A 13757-nucleotide genomic window follows, 5' to 3' on the forward strand; every position below is an offset into this window, starting at 1 on the left:
GGAACGCTATGTCTTCACTTGCCGATTTGTCAGCTGTCGATCTTGTTTCTGCCTATAAGGCGAAATCGCTTTCGCCGGTTGAAGCTACGGAAGCTGTAATTGAGCGCATTGAGGCCTATGAGCCGAAACTGAATGCGCTTTGGGCGTATGATCCGGAAAACGCGAGGGCTTCTGCGAAGGCATCGGAAGAACGTTGGGCAAAAGGTGAACCTGCTGGCCCTATTGACGGCGTCCCGCTGACAATCAAGGAAAATATTGCCACGCAAGGTACTGCTGTTCCGCTCGGCTGTGCGGCGCTGCCTCTCAATCCTGCTGCTGTTGATGCGCCGCCCGCAGCTCGCACCCGCGAGGCTGGTGGCGTGCTTTTGGCTAAAACAACCATGCCTGATCTCGGTATGTTGTCCTCTGGGCTTTCGAGCTTTCATAAGCTTGCGCGCAATCCGTGGGACTTGAACACCAATCCGGGCGGTTCAAGTGCTGGTGCGGGCAGCGCTGGTGCTGCTGGTTACGGGCCACTGCATATCGGTACGGATATTGGTGGCTCCATCCGTCTGCCTGCCGGCTGGTGCGGCCTGGTTGGTCTGAAGCCGTCCTTCGGGCGTATTCCAATCGATCCGGCGTTTCTCGGTCGTGTTGCCGGTCCGATGACGCGCACGGTTGCCGACAGCGCGCTTTATATGTCGGTGCTTTCCCGTCCTGATCGCCGTGACGCGATGAGCCTGCCATATCAGGATATCGACTGGATGAACCTTGATATCGATGTAAAAGGTCTCAAAATCGGCCTTTGGCTCGATGCCGGTTTTGGCGAGCCGACGGGCGATGAAACACGCGCGGCTGTGGAAGCGGCAGCGAAGCTGTTCGCGGATGCTGGCGCGATTATTGAGCCGGTTGCTCCATTCCTCAATCGCACCATGATCGATGGGCTTGATCGCTTCTGGCGCGCACGTTCCTGGGCCGACGTCTCTAAGATGACGCCGGAAAACCGTGCGAAGATCTTGCCATACATCTATCAATGGACTGAAACCGCTGAAGGTTTGACTGGCGAGGAAGTCTATTCCGGCTTTTCCCAAATAGATGCGATGCGCCATGCAGCCCTTGCGGCGTCGAAAGATTTCGATTTCATCATTTCCCCAACTGCTCCAATGCCGACCTATCCGGCGGAATGGGCCTCTCCGGTCAATGATCCGCAGCGTCCTTTCGAGCACATCGCGTTTACCGTTGCGATGAATATGTCGGAACAGCCTGCAATCTCGCTCAATTGTGGCTATACGTCCAAGGGACTGCCTATTGGCTTGCAGATTTTTGGCGAGCGCTTTGATGATCTGGGCGTGCTGCGACTTGCAAAGGCCTATGAGGATATGCGACCCGTTCAGCGTCCTTGGCCCATCATTGCATAAGAAGAAAGGCCGCGTGATGCGGCCTTTTCTTTATTTTGATCTGAGTGGCGCTCGTTCTTTGTAACGATCAACAGCGGTGAGTTTCTGAACCAGAGGTTCTGCATCGCGCCAGCCGTATATTTCGGTGCGCAGATATTCGAGTTCCGTATCAAGCTCGTCTTCGCCGACTTCCGTCCACCAAGACTTTGGCCGTCCGTCCGTGCCATCTGACCAGCGATAGCGACGCTCCTTTAGCTTGTCTTTCATTTCAAACGGGCTGTTTTCTGCATAAATGCGAAGGCGCGATTTCTGACTTGCTTTAAGCAATTCTGCAAAGGGCGTGGTCTTGCCGGACTTTTCCTTTAGCACTGCGAGCAACGCCTGACAGTCGTCTTCTGCGCGGTGGCCATTATGGAAATAGCCGCTCTGGCCGATCAGATAACCAAGTTTGGTGCCTTCAAAGCCGCGAGCCGTCCAGTCAATCTCCTTGACCGAGCAAGCCCAAGGCTTGTTTTCAAAGACGGGTGAAAAACGTTCCAGAAAAGGCCGATCAAAACCAGCATTATGTGCAATGATGATGTCGGCTTCAGCAATCAGCGCTTCAAGTTTAGCACGCGGGATTATTTGCCCGGCTACCATTTCATCAGTGATACCTGTGATACGGGTAATATCGGCTGGAATTGGCTTTGAAGGTTCTTGCAAAGCGCCAAAAGTTGCACAAACATCACCGATGGAGCCATCATCCGCATAGCGGAAGGCCACCGCACCGATTTCGATGATTTCTTCCTGCGCTGCATTTAGGCCGGTCGTTTCAGTATCAACCACAATGCCAAGTCGTGGGAAACTAATCTTATCAGCATTCGCGACTGTTCGGGGAGGATCAAGTCTCTGCAAAATACGATAGCGCCCGCTGTCTTTCAGACGCTGTACCATTTCCGCTTCATCAATAGGAGTCGATTTTCCAACTTTGGTTCGGATAGGACGCAGTTCTGCCTGTTTTTCAACCTCCGATGTGGAGGCGTTAAAAAGGTCAAACTGTTGTCGCATATAACGTCTCCGCCTTATAATAATTGGCGTTAGATTGCCATTTCAGCAATTTCTTACCAAGAGGAGAAATTAATTAGTAACAGATAATGTTACGATCCATGTGTCTAAATATTCTTGAATTATTTGATTTTGTTATCAAAAATTATTTTAAGAGTGGATCACCTTTTATTGTTTATATTGTGTCATTGTTTTTCGTCCTTGTAAAAAACGAGGAGGAACTGAAAGCTGCTACTTACAGGAAAAACGGGCGGCTCATCCGGCTAACTGTCGATTTTTAGCTCTTCGGGCGTATCTATAATCGGGAATGTGACCAGCGCGTCGTTGGGTGAATCATATCACTTATCGAGTGAATTATTTATTTTCGTAGATGAGGATGGGCGCGTAAAGAATTTGGTTACCATAATTTTGCATAATTAGAATGTCTTATCAGCGGATCATTGAGATTACGGGTGTTTGTTTTTTGACGAAATCCTGGCTTCGATGACTTTCTGAATTCTATTTTCCATGCGGGTTAAGAGTTATGGCGCTGGTAACTGATACATTCGATTTTAGTTTTGATACCGCATTCAGTTTTCGGTATAAATTTTCTAATAAGAAGAATTTTAGATTTCCTCAAATTGCTACGGTTTTAGCAGTTGGTTTGTTTGCATTTAGTGGTGTTTTAAGTGCGATAGGGGTCGCTGAGACTGTCTTGCCCATTTTTGCGTCCGTTGCCCCTGTAATGCGGCGCTTGCCTGGGGATTTTCCGCAGAAATTTGCGACTGTAAATCATAGACTTGGTATAGATAATGTCATTCGGCAGCGTTTTATTGCGGCTTATACCGCTGATACGCGTTATTCAAATGTCGATTGGCACCGCAACAAAGTCGATGGCGACCGAGATATCATTTCGGATATCGGACCAGATAGCGTCATCGAAGAGAAGGTGGCAATTTCAGAAAAGATAGTGGAGCCACGTGCAGAACGTGTTCCTTACACGCCGATCAAAGCTGAACGAGTTGCCGAAATAGACACCTCACATCTGGTGCCTGACGTTGCGCCACAGATACCGATCATAAAAAATGCCCCAGAAATATTAATGCCTGACGAAGTTCCGTTACCTTCGCGTAAGCCTGTAATAAGCCGCTTACCTGCACAGACAACTCGTTATGCTTCAGAAGCCACTCGGAACGACGAACCGAAGCATGACGGACTTTTGAAGAGACTGTTTAAGTCGCCACTTAATAGTCGCGTCGCCATTTATGATATTTCTGCCGCGACTGTTTATTTACCAAATGGCGAGCGGCTGGAAGCTCATTCCGGTATCGGGCCAATGCGCGATAATCCAAATTCGGTTACCCAGAAAAATCGAGGTGCCACGCCACCTCATACATATAATTTGCGCATGCGTGAAAGTCTTTTCCACGGCGTCGCAGCAATTCGATTGACGCCCGTCGATGGTCGTAATCCACATAATCGAGATGGTCTTCTTGCGCATACATATATGCTGGGTAAAAGTGGAAACTCGAATGGTTGCGTTGTTTTTAAAGACTATCCGCGGTTTCTGAACGCCTTCAAGCGTGGTGATTTCAATCAGCTTGTTGTTGTATCTAGTATGACATCCAAGACGCCACGAGTTGCTTCTATTTATTGACGGAAAAGTTACAGATATTTTAAAAATGTAGGTCTATGACTTCATCAAATGACATATCTAATCTTTTGAGATGCAATTGTATGTTTGGCGAAGCCGAATAAGGGTTGCGGGACTTATGCAAGGTACAAAGCGATATCGCCGAACGTGGTGTTGGTGAAGGTGCAGAATAAGTCACTGTTCGTGATCGAATATGTGCAGAAGATAAAAGTAAAGAAGCGCATTTTAAAAATACGGAATGAAACAGAATTAATTTGCCTGAATACAGTATATTTCAGTCGTTGGATCTTTGAGATTTTATGTCAGCGCCGGGAAAATAAGCTCGGCTGATCGCATCTATGTGCTTCGCATAATGGGAAAGCTCTGCCTGTTCACATTCAGGCAGTTTCAACTTCTCAATGAAAGCGGATGCGTCGATGCCCTATCAGTTAAGCCTTCTCGACAAGAGCCCTGTGGTGCCGGCAGGACACGCGGAAACTGCACTTGCTAATACCGTGTCCTATGCGCAAGCGGCGGAGAAGGCCGGATATAAGCGCTTCTGGGTAGCGGAGCATCATCATGCAGATGAGTTGGCCGGACCATCTCCAGAAGTTCTTGTGTCCTATCTTCTGGCGTTGACCAAGCGCATAAGAATTGGCTCTGGTGGCGTTATGCTTCAGCATTACAGCCCCTATAAGGTTGCCGAGAATTTTAACCTGTTAGCAGCACTCGGGCAGGGGCGTGTCGATCTTGGTGTTGGGAAAGCGCCGGGTGGGTTGCCGCTATCAACCAAGGCGTTGCAGCAGGAGCTAGGCGCCGAAAAACGCCTCGATTTTAACAGCAAGATTGAGCAACTCAGCGCGTTTCTTGGTGGTGATAGGATTACCTCGGGGCAATTCGAAGGGCTGGCAGCGACGCCGAAGCCGCAGGTTCCTGCTGAAAAATTTGTGCTTGGTGCAAGCCCTGATAGCGCATTGCTCGCCGCTCGTTCAGGTTGGGATTTTGTTTATGCGGGCCATCTCAACGGCGATACTGCCAATCTACAGAAGACCTTTGATGTCTATCGTGATGCGACCGGGAACGTGCCAGTTCTAGCATTGGGCGCAGTGGTGGCTGAAAGCAAAGACGACGTCGATGCGGCTGTCAGCAAAATTAAGATTTTTAAAGTCCATCTGGCGTCAGGTGTATCTGTTTCAGTTGGCACACCGGAGGCGGCAGCGGAGTTTGCGCGGCAGGCTGGTGAGACCGATTATCGTGTCGAGGAAAAGCACCCAAGCGTGCTTTCAGGTTCTGCAAAGCAGGTGAAGCAGAAGCTTGATGAATTGCACGCGCAATATGGGGTTAAAGAGTTTGTACTCGAGTTCCCTGCTGTTTCCCATGAGCAAAGACTGGCTGCGATTGAAAGCCTCGCAGGCGAACGCCTAGCTATTGCCGCCTGATTAAAAGCCATTGGCTAGAGCGTGTTGCGCTTATTTGTAACCAAGGTGCTCGCTCTAATTCTTTGTTTTTACGCATATCGTTATCGGAAAACCGGTCCCCACTTTTCCGCGACATGCTTTAGAAGGAGAATCTCAAATGAGTTCCAAGCAGATTAGATTTGGCGTGATGCTGCAAGGTGCAGGCGGGAATATGAGCGCCTGGAAGCATCCGTCCGGCCCTGCTGATGCCAGTGTAAACCTCCAATTCGTTATTGATACGGCGCGCAAGGCTGAAGAGGCGGGCATTAGCTTCGCATTTATCGCGGACGGGCTTTATATCAACGAGATTTCCATCCCACATTTTCTCAATCGTTTTGAGCCTTTGACTGTTCTCTCAGCGCTTGCAGCGCATACAAAACGTATCGGCCTCGCGGGCACGGTTTCTTCGTCTTATAGCGATCCGTTTACAATTGCGCGGCAGTTTGCATCGCTTGATCTGATTTCCGGTGGGCGCGCTGGCTGGAATGTTGTGACAACCCCGCTGGAAGGATCGGGCCGGAATTACGGCAAGCCGCATCCCGATCATGCGCTTCGCTATGAAATTGCTGATGAATATCTCGACGTCACCAAAGGCCTTTGGGATTCATGGGACGATGACGCTTTTGTTCGTGATCGCGAAACTGGTCAGTTTTACAAGCCGGAAGGTTTCCACCGCCTTGACCACAAGGGTCGTTTCTTCTCCGTTGAAGGACCGCTCAACATTCAGCGTTCACCGCAGGGGCAGCCGGTTATCTTTCAGGCTGGCGCTTCGGAAGCAGGTATCGGTCTGGCCGGTAAACATGCAGATGCTGTTTTCACCAATGCAGGCACGATCAAAGACAGCCAGACATTCTACGCGCAGATCAAGGCGAGTGCTGTTGCGCATGGGCGCTCACAGGATGATATCGGTATTTTCCCCGGCATTGGTCCGATTGTCGGACGAACGGAAGCTGAAGCCGAAGAAAAATATCAGGCAATCCGCAATCTGGTAAGCGTCAACGAGGCTCTCGCCTATCTTGGACGCTTCTTCGATCATCATGATTTTACGGCTTATGACCTTGATGCGCAGTTCCCTGAGCTGGGTGATATTGGCAAGAATAGTTTCCGCTCCACAACAGATCGTATCAAGCGTGATGCGGCTGAACAGAAGCTGACTTTGCGTGAGGTGGCTCTTAATGCCGCAACGCCGCGCACCTCTTTCATCGGCACGGCTGAGCAGATTGCCGATGAAATTATCCGCTGGAAAGAGCAGAAGGCTGCGGACGGCTTCATTCTCGGATTTCAGGTCATTGCCGAAGGGCTTGATGATTTCACTGCCCATGTTCTGCCAATTCTGGAAGAGCGCGGCTATCATGAAAGCACGCTCAAACACGATACATTGCGTGAAAATTTGGGGCTAGTCCTTCCGCAGAGCCGTTATGCGGCGCCTGCACAGGAAGGCGATCAGAAGGGCGCGGCATGACTGTTCAACCGTCGCCAGAGGTAAACCGAAAACTCGAAATCGAGGCAGGTCTTGCCTCGTTTATCGGCGAGTTTATCGCTCTGCGTCGCGACATTCATGCGCATCCTGAACTTGCGTTCAACGAAACCCGCACATCTTCACTGGTTGCAGATTATCTCAGCCAATGGGGCTATCAGGTAACAACTGGTATTGGTGGTACTGGTGTCGTGGGAACCCTGAAGCGTGGTACCTCCGGCAAGACCATCGGTATCCGGGCAGACATGGACGCGCTGCCGATCATTGAAGCGACGGGTCTTGATTACGCAAGTGACAATTCCGGCGTTATGCATGCATGTGGCCATGATGGGCATACGAGCATTCTTCTAGCCGCTGCGCGGTATCTCTCTGAGTTCGGTCGTTTTTCAGGCACGCTTCATGTGATTTTCCAGCCTGCGGAAGAGATCGGAGCAGGGGCGAAGCGTATGATCAACGATGGTCTGTTTGAGCGCTTTCCCTGTGATGCAGTCTATGGGCTGCATAACTGGCCGGGCGTACCTGCAGGACAATTTGGCTTTGTGAGCGGGCCTGCGATGGCGTCCGTGGATCGTGCGCGAATCCGCGTGAATGGTCGCGGCGGTCATGGTGCGGAACCACACAAGTCGGTTGATCCGGTTGTCGTTGCTTCTTCTATCGTTCTGGCATTGCAAACTGTTGTTGCGCGCAATCTGGACCCGCTCGATATGGGAGTGGTGACCGTGGCGTCCATTCATGGGGGCGATGCACTCAATGTCATTCCGGCGCATGTTGATCTTGGGCTTACTATTCGCTCGTTCTCACAGAGCGTCCGGGAAGAACTGCGGTGGCGGATCGAAGCCGTTGCGCGCTCTCAGGCTGAAAGCTATGGCGCTATTGCTGATGTCGATTATCAATGGGGCTTCCCGGCGCTGATCAATGCGAAAGCTGAAACGGAATTTGCGAAACAGGTCGCGCTTACAAGCTTTCCAAAAGGAACGGTGATCGAAGACTTCCGGCCGCGCACAGCAAGCGAGGATTTTGCTTTCATGCTGGAGGAAAAGCCGGGGTCTTATTTCTTCGTCGGCAATGGTGACAGCGCCGGTCTGCATAGCCCGGATTATAATTTCAACGATGACATCTTACTGCCAGCAGCCCTGTTTTGGGTGCGTCTGACTGAAGCTTCTCTCAACTGATACGGAAGACCACATCATGGCGGATGAATTTCTCTACACCTCAACACTTGATAGTCGTGCAGTGCCTTTGATCGAAGCGCTGACGATTGAATATGATACGCGCTATGGCAATTATTTCAGTGAAGAGGGTGCTGCTGCGGAAATGAACAAATATCCGCCGGAGGCCTTTGCGCCGCCGCATGGTAATTTCCTTTTATTGCTGCGTGACGGTCAGACCATCGGTGGTGGTGCATTCATGCGCTATGACGATGAGACTGCAGAGTTCAAACGCATCTGGACTCATGGTGATCTGCGCCGGCAGGGACTGGCGAAAAAGGTACTGCAAGAGCTTGAAACACAGGCTCGGATTCAGGGCTATAAGCGCGTTTACCTGACCACTGGTTTCAGGCAGCCGGAAGCCAAAGAACTCTATCTACGCAACGGATATACAGCACTTTTCGATGTTGCTGCTGATCCGGAAATTTACGGGACGCTGCCGTTCGAAAAGCACATTGCAAATATTTCTGAGCGCAGTTTTGAATCAATTGAAATTGCGCAGAAACAGCCGGTTTTTGGCTAAGTAAATGCATGGCGTTTAAGTGGGTGTTGTAGAAAAAACATCCACGTCAGCTCGATTAAATAGACTTATTTGTTTTGAAAATGGGTCAATCTTCTCCGAAAATTGCAACATAAGACTTCCATGACAGGCGCTTTCGCATCTCGTCATAAGTGGAATGACAAATCGGAGCAGCGTTGATCATGGCCATTGCTACAGACTTTGTGGGTACCGAACGCGAGGCTAAACCTCGCGTTAGTCCCGGTGATTTTAAGCATTACCGCATTGTGCCAGCGCGTTATCCGGCGCGGGTTGTGGGTACGATTTTTGCGGCTGGTTTGATCATTGCTGTGATGCAATCGGTCCTCACCAATCCGAAATGGGGCTGGTCAGTTTTTGCGGAATGGTTCTTCGCTGAGCCAGTGCTTGTCGGTCTGATGCGCACACTTTGGCTAACCGCGCTTGCAACTGTGCTGGGTTTTGCCCTTGGTACTGCACTCGCACTAGCGCGTGTTTCAAAGTCGCCGCTTTTGTCGGGATTGTCGTGGGCCTATATCTGGCTGCTGCGCTCCATTCCGCTGATCGTTCTGCTGCTCGTGCTCAACAACCTTGGCTATCTGTATGAAACCGTTCGTTTCGGTGTGCCTTATACAGATATTACCTTCGCCGAATATCCGACCGTTCAGATATTGAGTCCTTTTGCAGCAGCACTTCTTGGGCTTAGTCTTAATCAAGCGGCATTTTCATCCGAGATTATTCGCGGCGGTATTTTGTCGGTAGATCAGGGGCAGCTTGAAGCTGCTGCTGCTCTTGGTTTGCCGCGCCGTCGTCAGGCTTTCCGTATCGTGCTTCCGCAAGCCATGCGCACGATCCTTCCGACAGGCTTTAACGAAATCATCGGCCTCGCGAAGGGCACGTCGATGGTCTACGTGCTGGCACTGCCTGAACTGTTCTATACGGTCCAAGTCATTTATCGCCGTAACCTTGAAGTCATTCCGCTGCTGATGGTTGCGACTGTCTGGTATCTGATCATCATGACTGTGCTTTCGATTGCGCAATATTATACGGAACGGCATTTCTCGCGCGGCGCATTGCGTAATCCACCACCGGCTTTGTTTGGACGTCTGTTCTCGCGCTTTGTTCCAACCCGGGAAAAGGCATCTGCTGAAGTTCAGAATGTTGTGAACCGCGAGAAGGATGCACGAATAACCGAAGCGCTTGCTGTTGGTGGATTTACAGGTGGACGACGCGGATCAGTCGATATTCATGGCGTATCAAAAAGCTTTGGCGATAATCTGGTTCTTGATAATGTCAGCCTTCACATCAAGCCGGGCAGTGTTACGGCCATTCTAGGGCCATCGGGTTCTGGAAAATCGACACTTCTGCGCTCGATCAATCATTTAGAGCGCGTCGATGATGGCTTCATCGCGATTGATGACGAATTGCTTGGCTATCGTCAGAGCGGCAACACGCTCTATGAACTCAAAGAAAAGGATATTCTGAAAAAGCGTGTCGATGTTGGCATGGTGTTCCAGAACTTTAATCTCTTCCCGCATCTGACCGTGTTGGAAAATATTATCGAAGCACCGATGATTGTGCGTGGTCTGAGCCGCGACGCCGCAACCGTTATTGCAAAGCGTCTGCTGGCTCGTGTTGGTCTCAGTGAAAAGATCAATGCTTATCCGCGTCAGTTATCCGGTGGTCAGCAGCAGCGTGTTGCCATCGCCAGAACGCTCGCTCTTAATCCAAAAGTCATTCTGTTCGACGAGCCGACCTCTGCGCTCGATCCGGAACTGGTTGGCGAAGTGCTTGATGTGATTAAGGAGCTTGCACGCTCCGGCACCACGCTTGTGATCGTAACCCACGAAATCGGCTTTGCGCGTGAAGTGGCAGATACTGTCGTCTTCATGGAAGAGGGCCGCATTCTCGAAACAGGCCAACCGGAACAGCTGTTCAACGCGGCCACGCATCCAAGAACCCGGGAGTTTCTCGCCAAAGTTCTCTGACGCCAGAACACCCGCTTAACCTATCCCAAAATTCAGACAGCAGCGATCGCCCTTGCACCGGCGATCGACGGGAGCTGTTTGTCGAAAATTCAGATCAATCTCAGGAGTTATTCAGTGAAACCAGCTCATTACAAAAATGCAATTCTGGGCGGCTTGTTTGCAGCAGCCACCCTGTTGAGCGCACCAGCCTTTTCCGCAGAACTCGATTTTAGTCCGGAGCAGCCAAATCGTCTGCGCACTGAAAAGAGTGATGCTGTCATTAATGCCGTGCCGAAAGATTTCAAATTCGTGCAGGACGATAAGTTCGTCGTCGGCATCAATCCTTGGGTGCCTCCGATCAGCACTTATGCAACGGATGCAAAGACCGTGGTGGCATTTGATCCTGATCTTATTCAGCTCGTTTCCGATTCACTGGGTCGTGAGCTGGTGCTGGTGCCGATTGCGTGGGCTGACTGGCCGCTTTCGCTTCAATCCGGCAAGTTTGATGCGGTTATTTCCAATGTGACCGTGACCGAAGAGCGCAAGGAAAAGTTCGACTTCTCGACCTATCGCAAGGACGAGCTTGGCTTTTATGTGAAGGCTGACAGCCCGATCACGTCGCTGAAAGAGCCAAAAGATATTGCGGGTCTCAAAATCATCACCGATCCAGGCACCAATCAGGAAAACATCCTTGTGCAATGGGACAAGCAGAACGTTGAAGCAGGTCTGAAGCCTGTCGAAATTCAGTATTACGACGATGATGCGGTCAAGAGCCTTGCGATTGATTCCGGTCGCGCGGATGCGGTCTTCAGCGTCAATGCTGTGCAGGCCTATGCGGCATCGCAGCATGGCAAAACCAAGCTTGTCGGAACTGTAAGCGGTGGCTGGCCACAGACAGCGGAAGTGGCAATCACCACACGCAAGGGCAGCGGTCTGGCCGACGCGCTGACACTTTCACTCAATGAACTTATCAAAAATGGCAAGTACCAGCAGGTGCTTGAACGCTGGAGCTTGAGTTCAGAGGCTGTTGATGAAGCCAAAACCAATCCGGCTGGCCTGCCGAAAAGCGGATCGTAAGATCCGCTCGTAAAGAGCCAGAATATCGAGAAATCAGGTCATTACATGGAGCTTTAAGCTCAAGGAGATGGGAATATGACATATATCAGAAAAGCGGGATACTTCACTGCAGGCCTGATTTCGATGGCTGTGCTAACTTCGGGGACAGCGTGGAGCGAGGGTAAGTTTGACCTTAGCCCCGAACAGCCAAACCGCTTACGGGTTGAAAAGCTCGATAAGCGTATTGACGAGGTGAAGGACTTTAAATTCGTCAAGGATGGTGTTTTGACCATTGGTATCAGCACCAGCGGACACTTGCCACTGCATGATTATGCGTCTGACTCCAAGACTGTCATCGGCTACGATGTTGATCTGGCGCAGATCATTGCCGACAGCCTTGGACGCGATCTTCAGCTGGTTTCGGTCGCTTGGGCTGATTGGCCGCTCGGACTTGCTTCCGGCAAATTCGACGCCGTGATTTCCAATGTCACAGTGACGGAAGAGCGCAAAGAGAAGTTCGATTTCTCCACCTATCGCAAAGATGAGCTTGGCTTCTACGTCAAATCAGACAGTGCGATCAAGGAGTTGAAGCAGCCAAAAGATATTGAAGGTCTCAAGATAATTACCGATGCCGGAACCAATCAGGAAAAGGTATTGCTTGAGTGGGATCGCCAGAATGTTGCAGCTGGTCTCAAACCGATTGAGGTGCAGTATTACGACGATGATGCCGTAAAAGATCTCGCAATTCAGAGCGGCCGCGCTGATGCAGTGTTTAGCGTGAATGCGACACAGGCCTACTCGGCTGGCATCAACGGCAAGACCAAGCTTGTTGGCACTGTTAGCGGTGGCTGGCCGATTACCGCCGAAATTGCCGTGACGACACGCAAAGGCAGCGGACTTGCACAGCCGCTGACCAATGTTCTCAACGATCTGATAGCAAGCGGTGCCTATACCAAGGTTCTCGATACATGGAACCTTGGGCCAGAAGCTATCACCGAAGCACATACAAACCCGCAGGGTCTGCCAAAGAGCGGATCGTAAGGGTTTGGGCTGGCGCATGAGGGGTGATTGTGCCAGCCCGCAAAATTCCAAGCTGATGGAGAATGGTTTATGAGAGCAAGTGCTCTGTTGTTAGCTACATGGGCGGCTATCGCGGCTTCGTCGCTGCCGGCCCTTTCGGCGGATGATTTTGATCTGTCGCCTGAACAGGCCGGACGTATTCACGTACAGAAAGATGCTGCGGCAATAGCCGCCATTCCTGCTGATTTTAAATTCGTGACGCCGGGCAAGCTGACCGTGGCGGTTGCGCCCGGCGGACCGCCGCTCGCAGCCTATGCAACAGATGCCAAGACGGTTGTCGGGGCTGATTTGGATTATGCATCGGCGATTGCTGAGAGCCTCGGCCTTGAACTGGAAAGCGTGCCGGTTGCGTGGATTGACTGGCCGCTGGGGCTCGCATCCGGCAAATATGATGCGGTGATCTCAAATGTTGGCGTGACAGAAGAACGCAAAGAGAAATTTGATTTTTCGACCTATCGGCAAGGTCTACATGGCCTTTTTGTGAAAGCTGACAGTGCCGTTACGTCCATTAAAGAACCCAAGGATGCGGCTGGTTTGCGCATCATCGTGGGAGCCGGAACCAATCAGGAGCGTATCCTCGTTAAGTGGAGTGAGGAAAACGAAAAGGCAGGGCTGAAGCCGCTAGAACTGCAGTATTACGACGATGAGGCAGCGAGCCTTCTGGCTCTGCAATCGGGTCGTGCCGATGTGATTGTGCAGCCTCATGCGCAGCTCGTGTTCATTGCCTCGCGTGACGGAAATATCAAACGTGTAGGTACGCTGAGCGCTGGCTGGCCAGATCGGTCTGACGTGGCGATCACTACACGCAAAGGCAGCGGTCTGGCCGACCCGCTGACTGTGGCCACCAACACTCTGATTAAGAGTGGCGAATATGCCCGTATTCTTGATCGCTGGCATTTGAGTGAAGAAGCCCTAGAGCGATCTGAAACCAATCCGCCCGGATTACCAAAGTTCAAATAACTT

The 13757-nt window shown here is 51.0% G+C and carries 11 protein-coding genes; 10 read left to right on the forward strand and 1 reads right to left on the reverse strand.

The features are described 5' to 3' along the window. Positions 1–8 precede the first annotated feature (8 nt). Positions 9–1397, forward strand: a complete 1389-nt coding sequence (locus J2782_RS09470) for an amidase (protein WP_310011777.1) — start codon at positions 9–11, stop codon at positions 1395–1397. Positions 1398–1427: 30 nt separating this feature from the next. Here the strand turns inward: J2782_RS09470 and J2782_RS09475 are convergent, their stop codons facing one another. After that, complete coding sequence (locus J2782_RS09475; protein WP_310011779.1) at positions 1428–2423, reverse strand: 3'-5' exonuclease; 996 nt, start codon at positions 2421–2423, stop codon at positions 1428–1430. Positions 2424–2943: 520 nt separating this feature from the next. Here J2782_RS09475 and J2782_RS09480 point away from each other — a divergent pair. The 9 genes from J2782_RS09480 to J2782_RS09520 all read left to right on the forward strand — a co-directional run bounded on the left by J2782_RS09480 (position 2944) and on the right by J2782_RS09520 (position 13754). Continuing rightward, entirely contained in the window at positions 2944–4056 is a 1113-nt protein-coding gene (locus J2782_RS09480) for a DUF2778 domain-containing protein (protein ID WP_310011782.1), read from the forward strand. Between the two features lie 413 nt (positions 4057–4469). After that, entirely contained in the window at positions 4470–5471 is a 1002-nt protein-coding gene (locus J2782_RS09485; RefSeq protein ID WP_310011784.1) for an MsnO8 family LLM class oxidoreductase, read from the forward strand. A 136-nt stretch (positions 5472–5607) separates the two neighbouring features. After that, a complete protein-coding gene (locus J2782_RS09490) occupies positions 5608–6951 on the forward strand; it encodes an LLM class flavin-dependent oxidoreductase (RefSeq protein WP_310011785.1) in 1344 nt (447 codons plus the stop codon). Next, positions 6948–8138 carry a M20 aminoacylase family protein gene (locus J2782_RS09495; protein WP_310011787.1) on the forward strand — a complete coding sequence of 397 codons (1191 nt, stop codon included), beginning with the start codon at positions 6948–6950 and terminating at the stop codon, positions 8136–8138. The genes J2782_RS09490 and J2782_RS09495 overlap by 4 nt, the downstream gene beginning before the upstream one ends. A gap of 16 nt (positions 8139–8154) precedes the next feature. Further along, positions 8155–8697 (forward strand): GNAT family N-acetyltransferase, encoded by a 543-nt coding sequence (locus J2782_RS09500; RefSeq protein WP_310011788.1) that lies wholly within the window; start codon positions 8155–8157, stop codon positions 8695–8697. A 179-nt stretch (positions 8698–8876) separates the two neighbouring features. Continuing rightward, entirely contained in the window at positions 8877–10679 is a 1803-nt protein-coding gene (locus J2782_RS09505; protein ID WP_310011790.1) for an amino acid ABC transporter permease/ATP-binding protein, read from the forward strand. Between the two features lie 114 nt (positions 10680–10793). After that, the gene (locus J2782_RS09510) at positions 10794–11735 is read left to right on the forward strand and encodes an ABC transporter substrate-binding protein (protein ID WP_404989617.1); all 942 of its coding nucleotides are present in this window, start codon (positions 10794–10796) and stop codon (positions 11733–11735) included. 75 nt (positions 11736–11810) lie between these two features. Beyond that, a complete protein-coding gene (locus tag J2782_RS09515; protein ID WP_310011791.1) occupies positions 11811–12755 on the forward strand; it encodes an ABC transporter substrate-binding protein in 945 nt (314 codons plus the stop codon). A gap of 69 nt (positions 12756–12824) precedes the next feature. Then, positions 12825–13754, forward strand: coding sequence for an ABC transporter substrate-binding protein (locus J2782_RS09520; RefSeq protein WP_310011793.1), 930 nt, complete (start codon positions 12825–12827; stop codon positions 13752–13754). The last annotated feature ends 3 nt before the right edge of the window (positions 13755–13757 follow it).

Origin of the sequence: Brucella pseudogrignonensis, assembly GCF_031454375.1 — a bacterium.
Classification (GTDB): domain Bacteria; phylum Pseudomonadota; class Alphaproteobacteria; order Rhizobiales; family Rhizobiaceae; genus Brucella; species Brucella pseudogrignonensis_A.